27 protein-coding genes are annotated in these 20,517 nt (G+C 43.1%); 10 read left to right on the top strand and 17 right to left on the bottom strand.

What is annotated here, in order from left to right:
- The first annotated feature begins 210 nt into the window (after window positions 1-210).
- The 4 genes from DLD82_RS06695 to DLD82_RS19540 all read left to right on the top strand — a co-directional run bounded on the left by DLD82_RS06695 (window position 211) and on the right by DLD82_RS19540 (window position 4,346).
- A complete protein-coding gene (locus DLD82_RS06695) occupies window positions 211-963 on the top strand; it encodes a tetratricopeptide repeat protein (RefSeq protein WP_109940342.1) in 753 nt (250 codons plus the stop codon).
- Window positions 960-3,650, top strand: a complete 2,691-nt coding sequence (locus DLD82_RS06690; protein WP_109940341.1) for a right-handed parallel beta-helix repeat-containing protein — start codon at window positions 960-962, stop codon at window positions 3,648-3,650. Before DLD82_RS06695 ends, DLD82_RS06690 begins: the two co-directional genes overlap by 4 nt.
- A 162-nt stretch (window positions 3,651-3,812) precedes the next feature.
- Window positions 3,813-3,950, top strand: coding sequence for a hypothetical protein (locus DLD82_RS18485; protein WP_181391297.1), 138 nt, complete (start codon window positions 3,813-3,815; stop codon window positions 3,948-3,950).
- A gap of 258 nt (window positions 3,951-4,208) precedes the next feature.
- Window positions 4,209-4,346 carry a group II intron maturase-specific domain-containing protein gene (locus DLD82_RS19540; RefSeq protein WP_369333090.1) on the top strand — a complete coding sequence of 46 codons (138 nt, stop codon included), beginning with the start codon at window positions 4,209-4,211 and terminating at the stop codon, window positions 4,344-4,346.
- A 371-nt stretch (window positions 4,347-4,717) separates the two neighbouring features.
- Here the strand turns inward: DLD82_RS19540 and DLD82_RS06675 are convergent, their stop codons facing one another.
- From DLD82_RS06675 to DLD82_RS06625, 11 genes are all read right to left on the bottom strand, one after another.
- Window positions 4,718-5,731 carry a lysylphosphatidylglycerol synthase transmembrane domain-containing protein gene (locus tag DLD82_RS06675; protein ID WP_109940338.1) on the bottom strand — a complete coding sequence of 338 codons (1,014 nt, stop codon included), beginning with the start codon at window positions 5,729-5,731 and terminating at the stop codon, window positions 4,718-4,720.
- A 65-nt stretch (window positions 5,732-5,796) separates the two neighbouring features.
- Window positions 5,797-6,252, bottom strand: a complete 456-nt coding sequence (locus DLD82_RS06670) for a ribonuclease III domain-containing protein (RefSeq protein ID WP_109940337.1) — start codon at window positions 6,250-6,252, stop codon at window positions 5,797-5,799.
- Window positions 6,253-6,258: 6 nt separating this feature from the next.
- Window positions 6,259-7,599 carry an NADPH-dependent glutamate synthase gene (gene gltA, locus DLD82_RS06665; RefSeq protein ID WP_109940499.1) on the bottom strand — a complete coding sequence of 447 codons (1,341 nt, stop codon included), beginning with the start codon at window positions 7,597-7,599 and terminating at the stop codon, window positions 6,259-6,261.
- A gap of 1 nt (window position 7,600) precedes the next feature.
- Window positions 7,601-8,440, bottom strand: coding sequence for a sulfide/dihydroorotate dehydrogenase-like FAD/NAD-binding protein (locus tag DLD82_RS06660; protein WP_109940336.1), 840 nt, complete (start codon window positions 8,438-8,440; stop codon window positions 7,601-7,603).
- 40 nt (window positions 8,441-8,480) lie between these two features.
- Window positions 8,481-10,118 carry an archaeosine synthase subunit alpha gene (gene arcS, locus DLD82_RS06655; RefSeq protein WP_109940335.1) on the bottom strand — a complete coding sequence of 546 codons (1,638 nt, stop codon included), beginning with the start codon at window positions 10,116-10,118 and terminating at the stop codon, window positions 8,481-8,483.
- Complete coding sequence (tgtA, locus tag DLD82_RS06650; RefSeq protein WP_109940334.1) at window positions 10,105-11,574, bottom strand: tRNA guanosine(15) transglycosylase TgtA; 1,470 nt, start codon at window positions 11,572-11,574, stop codon at window positions 10,105-10,107. The genes arcS and tgtA overlap by 14 nt, the downstream gene beginning before the upstream one ends.
- 339 nt (window positions 11,575-11,913) lie before the next feature.
- On the bottom strand, window positions 11,914-12,114 hold the full coding sequence (locus DLD82_RS06645; RefSeq protein ID WP_109940333.1) for a hypothetical protein: 201 nt from the start codon (window positions 12,112-12,114) through the stop codon (window positions 11,914-11,916).
- The gene (locus tag DLD82_RS06640; RefSeq protein WP_146199715.1) at window positions 12,101-12,622 is read right to left on the bottom strand and encodes a type II toxin-antitoxin system VapC family toxin; all 522 of its coding nucleotides are present in this window, start codon (window positions 12,620-12,622) and stop codon (window positions 12,101-12,103) included. Before DLD82_RS06640 ends, DLD82_RS06645 begins: the two co-directional genes overlap by 14 nt.
- 8 nt (window positions 12,623-12,630) lie before the next feature.
- Window positions 12,631-12,780, bottom strand: coding sequence for a hypothetical protein (locus DLD82_RS18480; protein ID WP_181391295.1), 150 nt, complete (start codon window positions 12,778-12,780; stop codon window positions 12,631-12,633).
- A 341-nt stretch (window positions 12,781-13,121) separates the two neighbouring features.
- On the bottom strand, window positions 13,122-13,340 hold the full coding sequence (locus tag DLD82_RS19535; RefSeq protein ID WP_109940330.1) for a DUF4405 domain-containing protein: 219 nt from the start codon (window positions 13,338-13,340) through the stop codon (window positions 13,122-13,124).
- Window positions 13,341-13,481: 141 nt separating this feature from the next.
- Window positions 13,482-13,763: a universal stress protein gene (locus DLD82_RS06625; protein WP_109940329.1), complete on the bottom strand. Its 282-nt coding sequence runs from the start codon at window positions 13,761-13,763 to the stop codon at window positions 13,482-13,484.
- Here DLD82_RS06625 and DLD82_RS06620 point away from each other — a divergent pair.
- The gene (locus DLD82_RS06620) at window positions 13,763-13,975 is read left to right on the top strand and encodes an STAS domain-containing protein (protein WP_109940328.1); all 213 of its coding nucleotides are present in this window, start codon (window positions 13,763-13,765) and stop codon (window positions 13,973-13,975) included. The two genes, DLD82_RS06625 and DLD82_RS06620, sit on opposite strands and share 1 nt — an antisense overlap.
- Before the next feature lie 69 nt (window positions 13,976-14,044).
- On the opposite strand, the gene DLD82_RS06615 is transcribed toward DLD82_RS06620, so the two are convergent.
- From DLD82_RS06615 to DLD82_RS06600, 4 genes are all read right to left on the bottom strand, one after another.
- The gene (locus DLD82_RS06615) at window positions 14,045-14,365 is read right to left on the bottom strand and encodes a DUF190 domain-containing protein (RefSeq protein WP_109940327.1); all 321 of its coding nucleotides are present in this window, start codon (window positions 14,363-14,365) and stop codon (window positions 14,045-14,047) included.
- Window positions 14,365-14,727: a fluoride efflux transporter FluC gene (locus tag DLD82_RS06610; RefSeq protein WP_109940326.1), complete on the bottom strand. Its 363-nt coding sequence runs from the start codon at window positions 14,725-14,727 to the stop codon at window positions 14,365-14,367. Before DLD82_RS06610 ends, DLD82_RS06615 begins: the two co-directional genes overlap by 1 nt.
- Window positions 14,715-15,089: a fluoride efflux transporter FluC gene (locus DLD82_RS06605; RefSeq protein WP_109940325.1), complete on the bottom strand. Its 375-nt coding sequence runs from the start codon at window positions 15,087-15,089 to the stop codon at window positions 14,715-14,717. The genes DLD82_RS06610 and DLD82_RS06605 overlap by 13 nt, the downstream gene beginning before the upstream one ends.
- 257 nt (window positions 15,090-15,346) lie before the next feature.
- Window positions 15,347-15,790 (bottom strand): hypothetical protein, encoded by a 444-nt coding sequence (locus DLD82_RS06600; RefSeq protein ID WP_109940324.1) that lies wholly within the window; start codon window positions 15,788-15,790, stop codon window positions 15,347-15,349.
- Between the two features lie 1,068 nt (window positions 15,791-16,858).
- On the opposite strand from DLD82_RS06600, the gene DLD82_RS06595 reads away from it, so the two are divergent.
- Window positions 16,859-17,290, top strand: coding sequence for a DUF2703 domain-containing protein (locus DLD82_RS06595; protein WP_109940323.1), 432 nt, complete (start codon window positions 16,859-16,861; stop codon window positions 17,288-17,290).
- A gap of 369 nt (window positions 17,291-17,659) precedes the next feature.
- Here DLD82_RS06595 and DLD82_RS06590 read toward each other — a convergent pair whose 3' ends face one another.
- Window positions 17,660-18,091, bottom strand: a complete 432-nt coding sequence (locus DLD82_RS06590; protein WP_109940322.1) for an arsenate reductase ArsC — start codon at window positions 18,089-18,091, stop codon at window positions 17,660-17,662.
- 116 nt (window positions 18,092-18,207) lie between these two features.
- Between DLD82_RS06590 and DLD82_RS06585 the strand changes: the two genes are divergently transcribed.
- The 4 genes from DLD82_RS06585 (at window position 18,208) to DLD82_RS06575 (ending at window position 20,291) form a co-directional block, all read left to right on the top strand.
- Window positions 18,208-18,618 carry an ArsR/SmtB family transcription factor gene (locus DLD82_RS06585; RefSeq protein WP_109940321.1) on the top strand — a complete coding sequence of 137 codons (411 nt, stop codon included), beginning with the start codon at window positions 18,208-18,210 and terminating at the stop codon, window positions 18,616-18,618.
- Between the two features lie 56 nt (window positions 18,619-18,674).
- Complete coding sequence (locus tag DLD82_RS06580; protein ID WP_109940320.1) at window positions 18,675-19,061, top strand: hypothetical protein; 387 nt, start codon at window positions 18,675-18,677, stop codon at window positions 19,059-19,061.
- 234 nt (window positions 19,062-19,295) lie between these two features.
- Complete coding sequence (locus tag DLD82_RS19315; protein WP_281267993.1) at window positions 19,296-19,553, top strand: arsenic resistance protein; 258 nt, start codon at window positions 19,296-19,298, stop codon at window positions 19,551-19,553.
- Between the two features lie 3 nt (window positions 19,554-19,556).
- Entirely contained in the window at window positions 19,557-20,291 is a 735-nt protein-coding gene (locus DLD82_RS06575; protein WP_342764557.1) for an arsenic resistance protein, read from the top strand.
- Window positions 20,292-20,296: 5 nt separating this feature from the next.
- Here DLD82_RS06575 and DLD82_RS18475 read toward each other — a convergent pair.
- On the bottom strand, window positions 20,297-20,517 hold a 221-nt coding region (locus DLD82_RS18475; protein ID WP_181391293.1), incomplete at its 5' end, for a hypothetical protein.

The raw sequence follows: 20,517 nt of genomic DNA, 5'->3' as shown, positions 1-20,517 counted from the left end.
ATTAGTAATTTCATAATGTTCTGACATTATGAATACTTTTTCCTAGGGTCTGCACATTTATTGCAGATAGATTCCTTTACCTGATATTGTATTCTATATTAATAGTGAAATAAATCTTATTCTGTGACTTTTGTGTGCATCTGCATAATTTTTTTCTCTGGTTTTTCCATCCTTCTTTTCTTGTTGCACTCATAAAAAACATGAACCAATATGATTTCTCCTGTTTTTTCAACCAGTAGGTTGATTCCCTGTCTTTTGACTGCTCTGTTGATCCCCTCGTTAGTAGCGGACACCGGATCAGACCGGTACGCTGCAGGAGATTATTTAGGTTCGATCTCCTGGTACCAGGACATGCTTAACCAGACCGAAGGATCGGACCAGGCACCAATTCTCAATAATATCGGTACCGGGTACATGGCGCTCGGCCTGCAGGATATCGCTTTTGAGTATTATTTAAATGCAGTATCAGTAGATTCCGGATATGACCGGGGGTATTTGAATCTTGGAGTCGTCCAGGAAAAACTTGAAAACCCGGATGATGCCCTGCATAGTTATGGAAAAGTTTCCGGACAGGATCCTGCATTATATGCGGAAGCACTGGTTAAAAAAGGAACTCTGCTCTCTTCTCTGGGAAGACTTGATGAAGCTCTTAATGCATTTCACCAGGCTGAATCAGGAGCGACCGGCCTTGTTCAGGTAGACCTCTACACCGGAATCGGGGCAGTATATTTCATGCAAAATAAAACCGATGAAGCAGAGAAGAATTTTCTAAAAGCAATTCACGTGGATCCCTCCGGTGCTGCTCTTGCCTTGACGAACCTCGGGGTCCTTCAGATTGCACAAGGAAGGATGAGTGAGGCAAAGAAGTCGTTTGTAACGGCAATCCGGAATGATCCTTCAGGAATGACGAAAGCAGCCGCCTACCTCAAAAGATTAACTGTGATGACAGGGGGTGCAATATGAAGAGATTCTGCCTGATCCTCCTTCTTTTCATACTCTCCGTATCTGGGACAATCGTCCTTGCAGATAGTAATACTACCCCGACTGCTAAGCCCACCTCTGTTCCGACTCCTGAGCCAACGATTATCGCTATACCAACTACAGATCCTACCCTTGCTCCGACTCCTGAGCCAACGATTACTGTTACACCAACTACAGATTCTACACTTACTCCGACTCCTGAGCCAACGATTACTACTATACCTACTACAGATCCCACCCTTGCTCCGACTCCTGAGCCAACGATTACCGCTACTCCAACCGTTACGGTCTCACCTACCGGGAGTGATGGATACGATGCCGGAGCAAATTCCACGCCATCCGGATCTTCGGAAAGCATCGAAACCCTGGCCGGTTCATTCTCGTCTGAATCAAAAGATATAGATACATCTGACTCCGGTGCTTTACCGGAGGTCTTAACTCTTGGAGAGATTGTCATCACAGCAACCGGGACAAAACTCTCATCTGCAGGAGGGACCGGGTATACCTATTCTTCCGATGACGGTGGATATTACATAATTACCGATAGCGGCGATTATTATCTCGATGAGGACCTTTCAACTTCCCATTCATTTGCCATTGAGATCCAGGCAAGCAGTGTTACGCTTGACGGAAACGGGAAAACACTATCCGGGTCTTTTTCTAATATCGGGATAAATATCACTTCCGGATCCAATGGTGTCAAGATTCAGAATTTCGGATCAATTACTAATTTTGATTCTGGCATTGACTCATGGAGTGCTGATACAACCATACGGAATAATGTCATTACTGATAATTGGGCCAGAGGTATCTATGTTGCAGGAGATAATGCCGTCGTTGACGGGAATACGGCAAATGATAATGTGATTAACGGAATTCAATCATCCGGGATGAACGCCCGGATCACGAATAATACTGCAGAGAGAAATACTCAGGCAATAGAATCCCATGGAAGGGGAGCGAACCTGTCAGGCAATACCCTGACCGATAATTCATACGGCCTCTATGCGGGGGCTGACGATGCCACAATTTCTAATAACACCATTCGAAGTTCGGCTTATGGTTCATTGAGAGGGATCGATTCCGGAGGCGATAATGCCACCATCTCGGGTAATTCTGCAGAAGGGTACTACTATGGGATCGAATCCTCCGGTGACTATGCATCTCTATCAGAGAATAACATCCATAATAACTCGTATTATGGCATCTATTCAACCGGTTTAGGCGTTACCATATCTGATAATGATGTAAGTTCCAATGACGGATACGCAGATATCTACTCCGGCGGGGATGACGCGGTTATCACTTCGAACAATGCCGACAGTGGATTAAAACAGACTGATTATGGCATTCAATCCATTGGAAAAAATGCCCTGATTGAACATAATTTAGCTTCAAAACATGAAAATTCAGGGATTGTAGCGACAGGGCAGAATGTAACGATTGTACAGAACACGGCATCATATAACGGGTATGATGGGATACGGACAACCGGAGACAATGCCATCATCGAAGGGAATGTGATCAGTAATAACGAGGATCACGGGACCAATGTGCAATCAGGCAGAAATACGAAGGTCAGTGATAATACCGCTTCAGACAATCTTTACGGCATATATGTGAATGATAATGGCGGTCAGATCTCCGGAAATACCGTGTTTAATAACACTTTCGGGATCTGCAACCAGGGAAGTGATGCCGTCATATCAGACAATACTGTCTATAAAAATAGCTTGGGTATTCAAAATTTGAATAACGAAATTGAATCAGAAAATCTCACTATCCAGAATAACAAGGTATCACAAAATATCTACGGAGTTGCAGTCATTGATTCTATACAGTCAGTGAGGGTCACCGGAAATACTATCTGGAACAATGATGTTGGCATTTATATCTCAAATGATGGAGGAGGCGGGAATGGTCTGATTGTGGACAATTACCTGGGCAACACAAAGAATGTCGACGGTGATGGAAACCCCGGTGTCTATGACTGGAGCCAGACACCATCACCGGGAAAAAACATAGTCGGCGGTCCGAATGTTGCCGGAAACTTCTGGAGTAATAAAACGGGAACCGGTTGGTCTGACAATCAGCCAGGAAATTCCACCGGTTATTCAACGACACCCTATGAACTCAGCACCGGGGTTTACGACAATGCACCGCTGGTCAGAACCCCAAGTCCGACTCCGACGTCAAAACCTTCTCCGGTCCCGATAAATGATCCCTCTAATCCCTCTGAACCCTCCTCATCGCTCCGGGATACATCCCTTGACGATCCATTACCTGATTCACCTCTGTATTCACTGAAGGTGGTATCAGTGACACTGTCGGAGGATGCCACTCCGGGATCATCCGCAAATCTGTTCATTACCCTCGAAAATAATGGACAAATCTCTCCCCCTGCAAAGAGTATTATCAGGCTGATACCGGAAAATGACCTGGCTAATGAAGTAGGAGAACTCCCTGGAGATCTGGAAGACGGACTATATGTGTTCATGTGTTCCCTGATCATCCCCACCACTCCGGGTTCTTATCAGTATACCTTCCAGCCGGTACTGGTGACAACTGATCCGACAACCGGAAAAAAGGTCAGGGTGCCGTTTGGAGATCTGGTAAATTTTACGGTAATCGTGAGTGAAGACGGAACGGTTTCAGTGACCATAAGTTAAAATACTTTTTCTCCCGGCATCTTTTTTCCGAAATCGAACAGATACTGCCTCCACAACACCAGATCCACCCATCCATATCACGTTTGAAGTACTCATTCTTCCAGGTCCTCTTTGCTTCCATCTCCTTCATCGCATAATGGTGATGTGTTAATTATCCATCATATGGTATCAGTAATCCAATTTCTTCGCTCTAATAGGTATGGAACACTGGCTGCGAACAGCATTCCTGAAATGTCCGAATGGAAGATAATCTCCAGTACATCACCGGAAAGCAGATCTACAAAAGCGATGACAATGTAATCACTAAGTTTGAAACATATAATACTCAGGTTATTGATAAAGAATCAGGGATTCAAGGAATTAAAATAGAGAAACCCAACAGTACTTACTATCTCTACTTCTTATAAAAAGCTGCAGAAAGAACAACCGGAATCCAGAGCCAGAACAGTCGTCCGGGAGATAAAAAAAGCAAAAGCCATTCAGGAAGTATTGACAAGAATAAGGCCCATCTAAATAGATTCAGGATAAATAATCATCTCGTGGAGACGGATTACTTCATTGACACTTTACCATAAACATGCAGTGTCTTCAGATGAGTTCTACAGACTTGACCACATCGTAAAAGGAATGCTCTACTCATGTGTTAAGAGACGTCTTTCTAATAAAGGTAAACACGGGATTACATACTGGTACTGACATATCATTGGGAACGAATCTTGGACGTTAGCCACAGAAAAACTACTAATGGTGTCCTTTTCTTACACCAAAATTGAGTGATTCAGGATGACAAAACACGAGAAGAATTCATACATCCATAGATGATATTTCGAAGAATGGCAGGAGAAACAAAATTTTTTTCCCCAATAATAGATGATCTCAATGAGTGCTTGAAGGCAAAGTGGCAAAGTTTGGTTATACATGCCTACTTCAAAGCTGATGTCAGGTTGATCTACAAAACTGCATCTCGCGATATCGGAAAGATAAGACCCAATATCCAGTCCATAGTGGATGAATTGAGTATTAAGTCTTAGGATTCGGACCTGATTCGCATGGCATTGAACAATTGATCAGGTAGATATTTCCCGCTTGAATATCAGAACGGTTGCAATTACCCCGAATACGATATTCAGGTAAAACATTATCAGTCTCCAGAGAATGATAAACACTCCCAGGATTGCCGTAGGAACAAACAAAGCATATAACGACGTTGCTGAAAGTTCTGCTATCCCTGATGCTCCCGGAGTCAGGGGAATCATACTGATAAGAGCGATAATAATCTGACTGAGCATTGATTCTGAAATAGAAGGCGGAAGGCCAAGCCCCATCAGAATTACCGATGCCACAATAAATTCAGAAAACCAGAAAAGGACTGAAAAAACCGTTCCCTGTGCAATTCCTTTCTTACCATGACTGGTAAATGCCGAGATGCCTGAACAGAAATTATCAAACTCAACATCGGTGCTGGCAATAATTTTATGGATACCCGGATTTTTCATCTTCAGCTCAATCCAGTGAAGAAAACGCATCACCTTATCTTTAGCAGATTCCGGATTTCGTGTTGCATAAATAAGTAACCCGATGAAAAAGATAAGAACCGCAAGTGAAAAGAAGATAACTATTACAATCCCTTCTCCCATATCCCAGATTACCTTTCCCATGATAATGAGACTGAAAACCGTCAATGCCACAAGTATCACGGCATCGAGTACCCGTTCCATGATTACCACAGCGGTTGCATCTCCAAGAGACATGTCAGCTTTATAGAGCTCATGTATCCGGACCGGTTCACCTCCGGCCTGTCCGGGAGTAATAGCGCCGATAAGGAGATTTGCAACGACCATGTTATAACAATGGCTGTACTTCACCTGATACCCGAGTGATGCGGCCATAACCTTAATCCTGGCAGCCCAAAGAGAAAAAGAAACAAAACGGAGACTTATTGCAAGAAGCAGGAACCAGATATTGATATGAAACAAATATTGCAGCGTTTCCTCGTTAAAGGTTGAAAGAAGGATAAAAACAAGAATCACCATGCTGAAAGCAAGAGAGACATATATCCATTTTTTCTGGTTTTTATCCATGATGAGTAGCCTTTTCGAAATTTCCTGCAGATGTTATTTTTGATAGTATATCTTTTTTCGTGTGATTATTCTGGAAGGAGGGAAAATTTATCAAGGACTTTCTCAGCTGCTTCAATTCCTCCATCCAGGTATACAGCACCGGCAAGAGCCTCCATACACTCAGCCAGAACACGGCCCGACGTCCATACATGCATCCGGCTCTCTCCCTTTCCCCACCGTACATATGTTTCAAGGTGAATTGCTTTTGCCGCATCCCGGAGAACAGACATATTGACAAGGTCCATTTTTTTCAATGAAACGGCACCTTTGTCATGCTCACCGCCTTTCACTATCCTTGTAAGAATAATAAGTTCAATAACTGCATCTCCAAGGGTTGCCAGAGCATCAAGGTGTGAATCTTCAGGAAGGCTCTGTTCCTTTGAGTAAGCAAGTCGTGTAAGGGCCCTGATAAGGAGAGTTTTATCCCTGAAAGAATACCCGGAAACCTGTTCCAGTTGTTCAGGAGATTGCACGGTTGTCATGAGGTATCAGTTACCAAACATCGCGGTAATTGAGCGTGCAGCCTGTTTTGCCCCGCCCATTGCAAGAATTACCGTTGCAGCTCCGGTAGTAACATCTCCGGCAGCAAAAATCTTCGGGTGAGATGTCCGGCCATCTTCCCCGGTCACGACATTACCTGCCCTGCCTTTTTCAACACCCTTAATCTGACTGACAAGGACTGGATTTGGACCCTGACCAATAGCCAGAATGACAATATCACAATCAAGCGTAAAAGTATCGCCTTCAACCGGTTCAGGGACAGGTCTGCCGCCGTTATCCAACTGGCACATCTTCATCCGGATACATTCAATTCCAGTGACTGATTGTTCACCAAGGATTTTTACCGGATTTGCACAGGTGAAAATTTCCACGCCTTCTTCTTTTGCATGGTGAACTTCGGCAGCCCGTGCAGGAAGGTCTTCTTCCCGGCGACGGTAGACAAGTGTAACTTTTGCTCCCATCCGTCGTGCGGTTCTTGCGGCATCCATCGCAACATTTCCGCCTCCCACTACAACAACCCGGCTCAGACGGGCGATAGGGGTATCATACTCCGGAAACCGTTCGGCATGCATGAGATTTACCCGGGTAAGGAACTCGTTTGCAGAATAAACCCCGCTCAGGTTTTCTCCCGGAATACCCATGAAATACGGAAGTCCGGCACCGGTTCCGAGCAGAACTGCATCAAATCCTTCAAGCTCGTCAGGGGAGACGGTTCTACCGACAAGATGGTTGAGTTTTAAGTCCACTCCCATTGCAAGAATGAGATCGATTTCAGCCTTTACCACGTCTTTAGGCAGACGAAAAGAAGGAATCCCGTATGTCAGAACTCCTCCGGGTGTATGAAGTGACTCAAACAATACCACATCATGCCCGTCTTTTGCAAGTTCTCCGGCTGCAACGATTCCGGCCGGACCTGATCCGATAACTGCTACACGCTTTCCGGTCTTAGGCTTTCTTGCCGGGACCGTTAGACCCTTGTTTCGTTCCTGGTCAGCAGCAAACCGTTCAAGTTGTCCGATCCGGATTGGAGTCTCTTTCTTCCCAAGAATACAGAGCTCTTCACACTGGGTTTCCTGGGGACATACCCTTCCGCAAATCGCAGGAAGGAGGTTTTGCTCCCGGATACTTGATGCCGCCCCTATAAAGTCACCATTGGCAATAAGTGCAATAAAAGCAGGAATATCAATATTAACCGGACAGCCATCAACGCATCCGGGTTTTTTACACTGAAGACAACGGGATGCTTCTTCGATTGCTTCCTCCTGTGAAAGACCCATATCGACTTCTTCAAAATCCTTCAGCCGGTCTGAAACACTGCGATCTCCCATCTTATTCATGCCTCCCACAGGTACACTGGTGTTCCTGCCATGTTGACAGGGCTTCCTTCTCATGTTCCATGTAATACCGCTGCCTCTGCATCAGGTTATCAAAATCAACCTCATGTGCATCAAACTCCGGACCATCAACACAGGCAAACTTGGTCTTTCCTCCGACAACACACCGGCATGACCCACACATCCCGGTCCCGTCGACCATGATCGGGTTTAATGAAACGAATGTTTTGATTCCCTTATCACGGGTCGCATTGGATGTGACTTTCATCATGATAGTCGGACCAATGATCCAGACCGCATTAACCTGTTCTTCGTCGATCTTTTTCTTTAAAAGATCTGCTGCAAATCCATGATGACCCTTTGAACCGTCGTCGGTTGCAATAAGGAGTTCATCACAAATCTCTGCCATCTCATCCTCAAGAATTAGGAAGTTGGCATTTCGTGCACCAAGAATACCAATAACCCGGTTTCCTGCTTCTTTGAGTGCCTTTGCAATCACTGGTGTGGAAGCAATTCCGACACCGCCACCGACAAGAACACAGGTTCCGTATTGTTTAATCTCACTGGGAGTCCCAAGTGGACCAGCAATATCACTGATTGAACCCCCTGCAGGAATTGCAGCAAGTGCATGCGTGGTTTTTCCAACGGCCATAAAGATTATACGGACCAGATCTCCGGAAATACAAGAAATAGTAAGGGGGATACGTTCTCCCTTTTCATCAGTCCGGATGATAACAAACTGACCGGCTTTTGCATTACGGGTGACATGAGGGGCGTTCACCCATATTTCGTACACATTTTCAGATAATTTGAGAGATTTTTCGATTATATACACCAGATGTCACATCCGGAAAAATTATTCGCGCCCTTATTTATTACCCTTCAAGCTTCTTTACTTTACGCACCCTCACTGCCACTCCACGTGAGGATCTAATCATCTCATCGGCACCCATTACTGCCCTTCCGGTTGTCATGGCCTTATCTCCGATGACAAGAACTTCATCACCCGGCCGGATTACCGGGTCTGCGTCCATAACACCGGGTGCAAGAATATCTCCCTGGGGCACAAAATCGTCGATATACACCCGGTATCCGGTTTCAAGCAGGGACCACCCGTCAAAGGTTGGTCTCATGAGCCCATGAGATGGATCGGTTGAAAATAAGAGATTCCGGCCCCTTTTAACTACCTGTTCCGGATATGAACCTTTGACCTCAAGATTTGGAGCTTTAAGATCATATCCGAACTGGAACGAGATCATCCCCCGTACCAGGTGGGATTTTATCTTTCTCTCTCCGCTAAGTGCTTGGCTGAGCGCAGAAAGTGATTCATGATCGGTCGGCCGTTCACTCTGGCATGTGCACTCAAGTTCAAATCCGGCTTTATCAGCTGCATCCTGGGCAATTAACCGGGCATCTCCATCAAGATGCGCAATCACCCGCCTGTACGGATGGCGAGTGAAATACCGGACAAGGGTTTCTGTTATCTGGTACCGTTCTTCATGGTCCCAGTATCCGGTTACCGGCACATCGTAGGCTGCAGCAGGATATGCAAGTTCAACATCTCTCGGGACAAGTCCAAGAGGAGAGGTCATAATAAGTTCATGTGCTCTCCGGCCTATGGCCTGACTGAATTTCCGATGGGACTGAGAGAGGGAATATGGTTTTTTTGCCGAACATGGGATAAGGACCGCAACATCAGTAACCGGAGGAATGTACCGGTCTACGAGCCGGTCTGCAAACCTCTTTACCTCAACTCGGTGAATACTGTCCCCGGACGTTGCATAAAACGGACCACTCCTTGATACCGGCGTATACTGTTCCATCCGTTCTGACCGTTCCAGGTGCCTCATAATAGAGACAAATTCAGGTTTTGTACGGCACCGGCCGTCAAGATATTCCCGGAATGTCCCATCCCGGATTCTCCTGCTAATATGTGCAAGTTCCTGTTGTAAGGCTATCCGGTTATGTTCCAGAAGGTTTCCGGAGGAACATCCATTGCATGAACAAAGACCTTCTTCCATTACTTTTTCCGGATACCGCCCATCAGGAAGACAGAAAATGCCCTGTGCAGTTGCCAGGTCCACGGCAATAAAATCAAAGAGATCAAATCCGGCATGAACCAGAATTGCCGCATTTTCCGGAAGGGCCGCTCCGGGAAGATACCAGCAGGTATCCGGAGGAATGGTACTTTTCAGGGTATCCAGAAACGAGCAAAGATCCCGTGGCCGGGTCAGAAGTGTGTGCCAGTTCGGGGTAATAACGGTGGTTCCGGATGGTACTTCATTATCAGCCCGGATATGAAGAGGCACCGGTTCTTCTCCATCCCGGACCAGGTACCGGTCAACAAATTCCTTGTCTTCTAATACCGGAATATTCGTTAAATCTCTTTTCGAGATGGCAGGGAAGAGATCTGTGGTCTGATATGCTGCTGGGAATATAAAGGTGTCTTCCCCGACTCCAAACCGCCCGTACCGTGCTGTTCCGTCACGACTTAAAATTTCAACTCCTTTCATCCTCTACCTCCACTGTTGGTAAGATTTGACGTATCAGATCCATCCATACCGGACGACACCGGATGGTAAACCGGGTGTCAGGATTTCCCTCCATCAGTTTTGCAATACCCATGCAGCCGGTCCGGACCATGGCCTCGTCAAAATCAGGGATCTCACTCTGTCCGATTGGAAATGTCTCGGTCAGTTCGGCAGGAAATGGACCAAACGGAGGTTTAAAGAAAAACACCGAGTCAAATCCTTCGGTCTGTTTCTTTTTGATATGCCTGCTAAAACTGATAAGGGCAGTATCTCCGGCAGAAAGTCTCCCGACCATCTGTTGATACCTGACAACTTCTGTTCTTTTGCAGCTCTCATCACCCCGGTAAAAGAACCGGCGTTTGGTCTCCCTATCCTTTGCCGTGAGTTCTTCATTGTATCCAAGAAGGGTCCGGTATCCACGAAGCAGGGCCGGATGACTGCGACACCGCTCATCGACCAGTTCCCAGAGCACCCCATCACGAATCGCCTGCCTGACACGGTTTATCTCCGCAAGTGTTACCCGGAGGTTGTGCATGGCAAGCAGCCGTTCCCGATCCGGAGATTCATTGAGTTCTTTTGCTGTATGGCCTTCACAGACCGGACAGGGACAAGGCAGATAAGTCATTTCATTGAGGTGATAACTGCCGTGAGTAGTCATGTACCGTCCGTCTTTTGCATAGAGTGCATATGCAGCGGAATCAAAGAGATCGCACCCCATCGCCACCGCAAGAGCGAACATCGAAGGATGTCCGGCCCCAAAGAGGTGAACACAGACTGAGGGTGAAAGCCCGCGTTTTGCTGCCATGACCACCTGAACCAGTTCAGCATACCGGTATGCTTCCATCAGGGGAACAACAGCACCTATAGGACAGAATTTGAACCCCTCTTCAGAAAGTTTTCGCCCGGTCTGTTCCCGGAGGTCAAGGTTCAGTCCGCCCTGGACCGGAGCGGCCAGAGTGTGATGCTCATGGTCAGCAAGTCCTTTTGCTTCCATGATCCGGTCCATGGTGATGGCGAGTTCCTGCTCTACCTGTTCACGTGGTGTATCCGGATGAGTCGGGATATCCAGCGGGACAATAATATCACTTTTTATCGCCTGCTGAAATGCAAGGGTCTGTGCATTCGTTATCTCAACCTCGCCATAGACTGAAAGCTGAAATGATCCGGAATCGGTCATGATTACCCCGTCAAAATCAAGGGTTTTTGCAAGACCATCGGTGAGGGCACGCTCCCGGAACTCTTCAGACCGGGAGAAGATATACGCATTGGTGATTACTGCTTCTACTCCCATCTTCTGCATTTCCGCAGGAGTTATAAGGTTCAGATGGGGATTAATTACTGGAAGCAGGGTAGGGGTCTTTACCGTTTTTCCCTGTCCGGAGAGCTTCCCGATTCTTCCGGCGATGTCTTTTTCTAAAATTTCAAAAGATAGAGTCATATATGAGGTTTTCCTGATAGGATGGCTGGCATATTGTGTAATTCTCCAAATAATACAAAGGTATCAGAGTATTAATCGTTATTACTGATCTGGCAGTTACATATTAATTGTGAGCTTCAATAGATTGGTCTTTCGTTGATGGGAGAAATTAATACAAATATTTTTTCCGTTTTCTATCGGAAAAAATTCATTTTTACATTTTAAATGTATGATTCGAAGCATGAAATATACCGTTATGATTAGAAAAGATGAGAAAACGATTTTTAAATTAAATAGAATAGGAAAAATTTGGTTTTACCAGGAAAAATATCCAAGTTTATATTATGAGAAGAGGATGAATCATCTATCTCTCTTTTTTTGGCGCTCAAGAAGGGACTTAAGAACCATTTCGCGGTCGGTCGGCAACCATTGGTGTCGTTCTTTTGTATAATCGCCAGATCCGTGATCAAAACTTGAAATAAATCTGGCCATATCAATAGGACCAAGAGCCTTCGATAATGCTTCTATCCCTTCTCGTCGTATTTCACTAATAGTCTTCATAATTCACCTCCATGAACCAATTCACAGGATTGAAAACATTTAATCCAGATTGCGGATTTTTATGCATTACATTTATTATATGATCATCAGTTGTCAAAAAAGTTGCATTGGCAATCCTGGCACATGCACAATGAAGAGCATCAAAAAGATGCATGCCTAATTGCTCAAAAACATTCGCTTGAGTGATAATATCTGAATCTATTGGAATATATTCTTTGATTAGTGCAATATAATTAGAAACTGCCGTTTTTCGCTCGTTTTCCAAAATGTAAGATATCTCTTCATCAATAACAACACTTCCAATTAATGTGTGTTTTCCATTCTTACATAAATCAAGAATAGCTAATACTACATCTGCTTCAAGGCTTACTCGCTCATGAGTTTTATTATCAAATGGTCTGCAATAACAACAGACATCTAAATATACTCTCATATTAACACGTCTTCGAAAGAGGTGGCCCTTTTCTTTAATCTCATTGTTATCTATTCTATTCGCTAATAATCCCACCTTTTTCGTTACTTGGTAGTGGAACCCTCACTCTCGTCATATACCTCTCTTCCTTCTTCCTCTCCTCCTCCAATCCTCCGCGAAAAATTCCAGGGATCATCCATACTTCTTGAGTACGGGTGCTGGCCTCTTATACTGTCATGAGTACCGGATATCATCGCCCATTCTCGGGCTTGTATCGGGCGTTCCCTGCAATCCCTCCAATACCACTGATAATTGGTGCGGTAGTACTGAGCATCCTTCGATCAGACCTGACAATTACCATGACAATTCATATACAGGTAGTTAAAAAGGGAACCGGAACGATAGAATCCGGCCAGATAACTACAAGTCGATTCTCCTCCTACATTTTTTTAAATATAGTTCTTATGGATAGAGATTATTCTATTACAAAGTAAATTTACCACAAAATTCAATGAAAGACAAGCATACCGGTTGAATTCCCTGAAAGACGACATTGACCATTTTACATATTACCAGTAAATTACCAAGCCACCGGTTATTTTTTCCTGGGGACCAGTGTTCGGTTTATATTCCGGAAATATTTCCAATGCAAAACCAGATGAATGATTATCAATCCGGCGAAGATAAAACTGGAAAAATCATGCATGTGCACCCATTGGTCGCGAGAGATATCCAAAAATGTCCGATATCCGCCCCTTCCTCCTCCGGATGGAAGGAAGAAGTACAGCACAATTCCAGAAATTAGTGACGGAATAAAAAAACCAGGGCAAAAAGATCGATTATTGCATTAATGGTAATGCGTTTCATAACTCCTCTTTGTTTATTGCAGACAAAAAATTATCCTTCCGGAATAACCCACAATAACAAGAATTTTTTGCCTGTTTATCAGGAATGCTTACTTTACAATCATAACCGGACAGGAGGCAGCCTGGATAATCTTCTGGCTTACACTTCCCATAAGAACGCCTTTTATTGCTCCAAGACCCCGGGTGCCAAGGATAATAAGATCAGCTTGTTCTTTCTTTGCAATCTCCACGACTTCAGTTGATGGATCACCAATCGCGACTTTCAGATGATAATCTATCCCGGCCTGGGTTAATGCATCTATTGTTCTGGTCATTGCTTTCTTTGCGTCTTCCTCAAGAAGGTTATATACATTAATTATTCTTTGGAACAATGAACCATTTTATAGATCTCTTCAGATATGAAGACGGACCGAAAAAAATCGAGATAGATTTCTCAAACTCTCACATATGGGACCAGTCCGCAGTCATGGGAATCGCCAGGGTGATTGATCAGTTTCAGGCACAGGGAAGATCGGTTTTTGTAACCGGACTCAATGAAGAGAGTCAAACCACCCTTGACCGGGGATTACATAAAAAAAAGTGACAGGGTTCACCTAAAACCGCTCATTTTTTGATTATACCTTTTGGTGTAGCATGATGGAAAACCGATTTCTCACCGTTTTCTTCCCATCTTCACATCCTGGGTGATGACAAGTCCGTGTTCCACCAATTGTTCCACTTCGTCAACAATACTCAAAATCCGATCTTTTGTATCCACTACATCAATGACAATCGGAAGGTCCATTGAAAAGTTCAGGACATCGACGGTATGGATGGTTTTTTCATGTCCATATCCAATCATCCCCCGAAATACCGTACATCCCGGAAATCCCCTCGCCTTAAACATCTCTACCAGATATTTATATGCAGGTTTTTTCCCGATTTTTGCTGATTCTGCAATGTATACCCGTAATAACATACCATCTGAAAACATTATGCACCTCTAAATAGTAACAAAATGAGTAAATAACTAATAAAAACCCCTGCAAGACTTCCAATAAGATTTATTCCAATGTTGAGCATCATTGTCCGAAATTCATGATCTTCAATCATCCGGAATGTCTCAAAGGAAAATGTTGAGAATGTGGTAAAACCACCGAACATTCCAACATCCAAAAGATAATAAATATCGCCGGGTGAACGGGAGAAAAACACACATCCAAAGAGAAAACTACCAAGAATATTAACCATGGCGGTACCAAGAGGAATATTCCGGAAGGGTCTGATTTTTGAGAGTTCAAACCGGAGCATGGAGCCTATTGCCCCACCAATTCCCACAAGAATTACATGTTCCATGATGCCACTCCCCGGAGGATAATGTCACGTCCCAGGTACACTCCAAGCAGACCACATATGATATTTGCTGTAATAAACATCAGGCCAAAAACAGGTCCGGCTTCAATACTCTGGGTTGCAAAGGCTGAAAAGGTAGTAAATGACCCGCACATCCCGGCTCCGAGAAGAAGTCGTGAATTCCGGCTAAACGACCCGAAATAAATTGACTCGTACATAAGAATGCCAATAGCGACACAACCTATGACGTTTACAATAAAAGTCCCAATGAGAGAAGGAATACATTCATTAACCTGATACCGGGCAATTGAACCGATACACCCGCCAATACCGACAAGGATACTTTCAGACGGGGTGAATTTCATTTCATAATTCCTCTGATTTCATAGAACGATACAATCACTCACTATCTATCCACCATCTTCGGTGTTCACGGTGAAAACCGGATTACCTTGGTTCCAATTATCACTTTTTTCAGGATGTGTTTTACCTTTTTGAAAGTACGAAATTATGAAGTTGTTCCATAAAATCACTTAAAAAGCCAGGCCAATAAAATTGCTCATCCACTATTGAAAATACGTACGGATGACTCATTTTTTCAAAATATCAAACAATAAAAAAACTATTTCTTTTTGTGAAATCTGAGTCCTTGATGACCATGTTTTCGAAGCACCTTCCTGACAGATATTACCCGGCATGTTGGTTCATAAATATGGTCATACATATGAGTGTGTTCAGATGAAGTGGTTAAAGAAACGGGTTTATCAGTCCGATTGTGATAGGTTTCGATAGCTTCCAGCGTCCTTCTGGCCTCCGCCCTTACATCGGGTTCTTTCTCAATCCGGATACGTTCACGGATATCAGGAATTGCATCTTTCCACTTCATCCATTTGAGATTTTTTAAAGCCACCAGACGATACCTTCGCATGGGGTGGTCCAGGTACCGGACCATGAGTTCTCCATACTTCTGCTCGGTACAGAACTTATCAGTACTTCCACATTTCGGACACCGATCTGTTGGGTTCGGGCTGGCGTGCCAACAATGGATACAAAAATATGTTACCATATTTAGTCCTGAATCATCAATCGGCAGAATTATTCCGGGAAACAGATGTATTTCTGATTAGATAGTTCCCGGGATATTAAATACTAATCAGTATGGTATTCTCACCTTGTCATCTTCCAAATCCCGATATTTCTCCCCGGTCTCGGTCCATTTACACCATGGACAACAAGCCACACCAACATTCTTTGATCGGTTCAAACGATCATAGGGCCGTTCATACCCATATAAATCAGACCCGCAACAAGGACATTTTACCATAATTAATCACTCTGATACATTTTTCCTGTTCTTCTTAATAATTGAGGACATTTCTGGATTCAGAAAGCCGGTCAGTAATCTTCTCTGCAATCTCATTTCTGTAACGGAGAGTTGTATCCACCCCTCCTTTTGTAACATCAATAATCCTAATCATGACTGATTCAAATTCGCTGATGAACCTGAGTGTTCCACTCCGGTAATGGTTCCGAGTGACATGAGATATGGACCGCTGATACTCCGGGCTCCTTCGTAGATAATGTCACCACAAAGTGCAACAATCCCAAGAATAAAGACAATCCGGTATGCAGTCTATGACCTTGGATTATCCGGAGTCATTAAGGAGAATATTCAGGGATAGTATATGAGATTAATGGAATTTGGAACATTTGATTGTAGATTCATAACGGATTGTTTCCAATTATGAGAGGCATCTCAAATGTGCTGCTGCCACCAAATATGGACCGGATTTATCTCTTCACTGGAAGAACACTATTGCCCTATCTTTTTTCAATCGATACTTTATATCCCTTTTATAATGAGACCTTTAAAACCCGTTATAAAAAGAAGATTTCGTGGAAATATTTCAAAATAACCCCCATATAGGCGTATTTTTTCCTATGAATAACCTAATAGAAATAATCAGCGTATTTTCATAAAAAAAGAGCGTATCGAACTTATTTACGGAGTGAAATTTCGGTAAACCATCAAGCATAATTATATTAATTAATTTTTATGAGAATACATCAAACGGTTCTTATGAACCCAAAGACAACAAAATCTAATAAGATTACATAGCATCCACTAATAACAATGCAAAAAAACCTCACCATCGAATGGCAACATATCGGGAAAAATATATCAACAACCTGCGTTCGGTGTAATGCAACTGGCATAACATTATTACAGGTCATAGAGGACTTAAAACCTGAATTAATGAAAAATGATGTACATATTGCATTTAAAGAAACCGTATTATCGAATGATCAATTGCCAGAATCCAATCGGATCATCATTAACGGAAAAGCTCTCGAAGATTACCTGAAGAATGCCAGGGTAATCCAGACGCCCTGCCAGTCCTGTGCCTGTATCGTTAACAACGAAACTGCAGAATGCAGAGCTATTGAAATATCAGATGAATTATATGAGTCAATTCCGGCAGAAATTATCCATAATGTACTCATCAGGATTATTAGGGGAGACGAATCTTCGTCCGATTCCAAAGGATCGTGTTGTTGTCAATAAAAATATACGACCAGTAACCCTTTTTTTCCGGACATTTATTTTCATCAAGGTGACACCCAATATTCTCTGACACCTGTGTAAGGTCTCCCCAAACCTCCGGATTGAAGTCAGGTCAGAATAATGAACCCGGAACCGTCATCCCTTTTCGGAGGAATACCATTGTGATATCCTGATGACAAAAATTGGAAGTGTACATATCACAATGAAAACTGGAAAAAACAACCTCGTCAACGAGTGGTGAAATATTTGGGGCTTGGAGGATTCATTCGGATGGAAACCCGACCGGTATTGTCCATGGCTTACTATTTCAATCTTCACTCAGATAATACCGACTATTTGCAGGAGTTTTAATATATTTCGAGGTATTACTTACAGAACGAGAAATCCGCCAGGATCTACATTCTCATCAATCCACCGGATAATCTCATCGCGAATAATCCGGAATATTGCCAGTTTTTCATCATCCGAACCCATGAATGAGGATGGATCAGTAAATCCCTGATGAATGGTTTTTTTCGCTCCGGGAAAGACAGGACAGACGGATTTTGCTCCATCACAGACCGTTACAACGATATCGATATCAGTATCGAAAAATTCAAGGAGTGGTTTTGATCGATGATTTGAAATGTCAATTCCAATTTCATCCATTACCTTAATGGCAAGAGGATGAACGCTGGTTACTTCTGTTCCTGCGCTATATGCAGAATATCTTTCTCCATACCGGTTTTTAAGATACCCTTCAGCTATCTGTGATCGGGCAGAGTTATGGGTACAAATAAACAAAACAATCGGTTTATTCATGATATTAGTATCCTTAAATATCCGTTATAACAATTTGAGGATTTTCTCTATATTCTCTATAGGTACTACACCTCCATCGAAATATTGAACTTCTTATCAGGGAGATAAGTTGTACAATGAAAAAGGCCGCTTGCAGTACGAATTGTACAGACCCTGCAATTCCAGCCAAAATACCTCCGGAAGTTCTCGAACCTCTAATGACAATAGGCGGACTTGAAGGGCTTTCAAGCCTTACTATGCCCCGTGATGTAATAATAAAAAATGTTTCTCTCTTTAAAGCTCTTTCGGATCCATTCCGGATAAAAATACTCTCAATGCTCTCAGTACAACCGTTATGTGTCTGTATCATCCGGGAATTGCTTGAAATATCTGATACCAGACTTTCATACCACCTGAAAAAATTAAGTTCGATGGGACTCATTGAAGGCACATCCCAGGGGAACTGGATCATATATGAATTAACCGATCTCGGAGTGAAGGCTCTGTCCTTGTGCTCTGAAGAGAAAAAAACAAAAGGAAAGAGATAACTTTTCATTTCAGAAAAATTTACTCTTTTACATAAAACCACTAAACCCTTGAAGAGATGAAATTAAAAATTCTTTGCCTTGCCATTTGTATCCTCCTCGTCGTCCCAATCCAGGCAGAAAAACCTAGTGGAAATATTTCGGGCTCTGATCCCCTTTTGCCCCCTAATATTGCTACACTCTATCTGGATCCGGATTCATATCTAGGACAGACAATAATCATGAAAGGAATCGTTGCAACATCTTATCCAAAGGAACACAGGTTCATTCTCTCCGATTCTATGGGATGTGCAAGTTGTCAGGCTGCAAGAAAAAATTCTGAAACCCTTAACGTCATCTTTTCCGGAGAAATACCTGACAAGAGAGAGATTGTATTAGTATCCGGAAAATTGACCCGGGGAGAAGACGATACCTTTTCAATCAATGCTACATCGGTGAAAAAGTAATTTTTTTCTGAAAATACCCGATTCAAAACTCTCGTATCACCAGAATTTTTTGAAGAGTGTAGGTTTAAGTTAACAAGAACTACAAAGTAACTGGATTCACCACTATTTTTCGGAAAATATCGATTTTTAAAAGTTATCACTCTAAAATCGAACATACTGGAGATACTGAATAACGTAGAGAACTTTAAGTACTCATAAAGTTCAAATGATTTTGAATCACCTTTGTGATACATTATGAATGCTACACAACAGACATCAACAAAATCTTCACAAAAATCTAAGGGCCTTGGTTTTTTTGAAAAGTATCTGACCGTCTGGGTATTGATCTGTATCGCTCTTGGAATACTTCTTGGACGGTATGCTCCCGAAGTTGCAACATATCTTGATAGTCTATCCATATACATCGGAGAAGCCCCAGTTATCTCAATTCCTATAGCTATCTGTCTTTTTTTTATGATGTACCCCATCATGGTAAAGATAGATTTTTCTTGAGTCCTGAAAGCGGGAAAAAACATCAAACCTGTAAGTCTGACCCTCTTTGTAAATTGGGCAATTAAACCATTTACCATGTATATCATTGCCACATTTTTCCTGGGTTACCTCTTTCTTCAGTTCATCGGACCTGATGCAGTAGACCTTGTAAAGATGCCATTTGGTGTAGATCTTCCGGTTGGGACTTCTTATGGAGAGGGAACAATTGTTCGGGAAAACGGGGTTAAAATGCTTGAAATTCCTCTTTGGAGAAGTTACCTCGCCGGATGTATTCTTCTTGGCATCGCTCCATGCACGGCCATGGTTTTGGTCTGGGGATACCTAGCTAAAGGAAATGACAGGCATACTCTGGTCATGGTTGCGATTAACTCCCTTTCAATGCTCTTATTGTATGGTCCACTCGGAGGATTTCTTCTCGGCGTCGGACAACTGCCCGTTCCTTGGGAAGCATTAGCATTATCAATCGCAATATATGTCGCTCTTCCCCTTTTCTGTGGATATTTTTCCAGGATTCTTCTTATCCGGTATAAAGGAGAGGAATGGTTCAAAACTAAGTTCATGCACTTTCTGACACCGGTGACAATAATCGCACTATTAGTTACGTTGATTTTACTTTTCAGCTTTAAGGGTGAAGTGATCCTAAAGGATCCCCTGACTATTATCTGGATTGCGATCCCACTGTTTATTCAGACATTACTCATCTTTTTCCATGAAAAACCGGATCCATTAAGAGGGTAAAACCCTCAAATCGGATCAGGATCTGGTTTCTTCATCTCTTTTATCGTGTCAGATAACAGTTTTAAGGCCTCTTCTAGGGTATATGCGACAGGAATACGGACATTATGGTATTTCACTTGCTTTTTAGGTTGAGCATAGACATCGACATATGTTTCATCATTTACAACCTTGATTCCCGCTGACGCATAACGATAAATCCCCTCATTCTCTTTTAATTCTTCTAACT

It is taken from the genome of Methanospirillum stamsii, assembly GCF_003173335.1.
GTDB classification, from domain to species: Archaea; Halobacteriota; Methanomicrobia; order Methanomicrobiales; family Methanospirillaceae; genus Methanospirillum; species Methanospirillum stamsii.
Note: the sequence above shows the minus strand (reverse complement) of the source record. Positions and strands in the feature narration are given on the sequence as shown.

Coding starts and splice junctions, on each gene's coding strand:
- DLD82_RS06675 (WP_109940338.1), bottom strand. CDS start 5,731: ATGGATAAAAACCAGAAAAAATGGATATATGTCTCTCTTGCTTTCAGC.
- DLD82_RS06600 (WP_109940324.1), bottom strand. CDS start 15,790: ATGGTAACATATTTTTGTATCCATTGTTGGCACGCCAGCCCGAACCCA.
- DLD82_RS06610 (WP_109940326.1), bottom strand. CDS start 14,727: ATGGAACATGTAATTCTTGTGGGAATTGGTGGGGCAATAGGCTCCATG.
- arcS (WP_109940335.1), bottom strand. CDS start 10,118: ATGAAAGGAGTTGAAATTTTAAGTCGTGACGGAACAGCACGGTACGGG.
- DLD82_RS18480 (WP_181391295.1), bottom strand. CDS start 12,780: ATGATATCCGGTACTCATGACAGTATAAGAGGCCAGCACCCGTACTCA.
- DLD82_RS06590 (WP_109940322.1), bottom strand. CDS start 18,091: ATGAATAAACCGATTGTTTTGTTTATTTGTACCCATAACTCTGCCCGA.
- tgtA (WP_109940334.1), bottom strand. CDS start 11,574: ATGACTCTATCTTTTGAAATTTTAGAAAAAGACATCGCCGGAAGAATC.
- DLD82_RS06585 (WP_109940321.1), top strand. CDS start 18,208: ATGAAAAAGGCCGCTTGCAGTACGAATTGTACAGACCCTGCAATTCCA.
- DLD82_RS06595 (WP_109940323.1), top strand. CDS start 16,859: ATGCAAAAAAACCTCACCATCGAATGGCAACATATCGGGAAAAATATA.
- DLD82_RS19315 (WP_281267993.1), top strand. CDS start 19,296: ATGAATGCTACACAACAGACATCAACAAAATCTTCACAAAAATCTAAG.
- gltA (WP_109940499.1), bottom strand. CDS start 7,599: ATGGGAGATCGCAGTGTTTCAGACCGGCTGAAGGATTTTGAAGAAGTC.
- DLD82_RS06615 (WP_109940327.1), bottom strand. CDS start 14,365: ATGTTTTCAGATGGTATGTTATTACGGGTATACATTGCAGAATCAGCA.
- DLD82_RS06690 (WP_109940341.1), top strand. CDS start 960: ATGAAGAGATTCTGCCTGATCCTCCTTCTTTTCATACTCTCCGTATCT.
- DLD82_RS06670 (WP_109940337.1), bottom strand. CDS start 6,252: ATGACAACCGTGCAATCTCCTGAACAACTGGAACAGGTTTCCGGGTAT.
- DLD82_RS18485 (WP_181391297.1), top strand. CDS start 3,813: ATGGTATCAGTAATCCAATTTCTTCGCTCTAATAGGTATGGAACACTG.
- DLD82_RS06605 (WP_109940325.1), bottom strand. CDS start 15,089: ATGAAATTCACCCCGTCTGAAAGTATCCTTGTCGGTATTGGCGGGTGT.
- DLD82_RS06620 (WP_109940328.1), top strand. CDS start 13,763: ATGAACCATTTTATAGATCTCTTCAGATATGAAGACGGACCGAAAAAA.
- DLD82_RS06695 (WP_109940342.1), top strand. CDS start 211: ATGATTTCTCCTGTTTTTTCAACCAGTAGGTTGATTCCCTGTCTTTTG.
- DLD82_RS06580 (WP_109940320.1), top strand. CDS start 18,675: ATGAAATTAAAAATTCTTTGCCTTGCCATTTGTATCCTCCTCGTCGTC.
- DLD82_RS06645 (WP_109940333.1), bottom strand. CDS start 12,114: ATGAAGACTATTAGTGAAATACGACGAGAAGGGATAGAAGCATTATCG.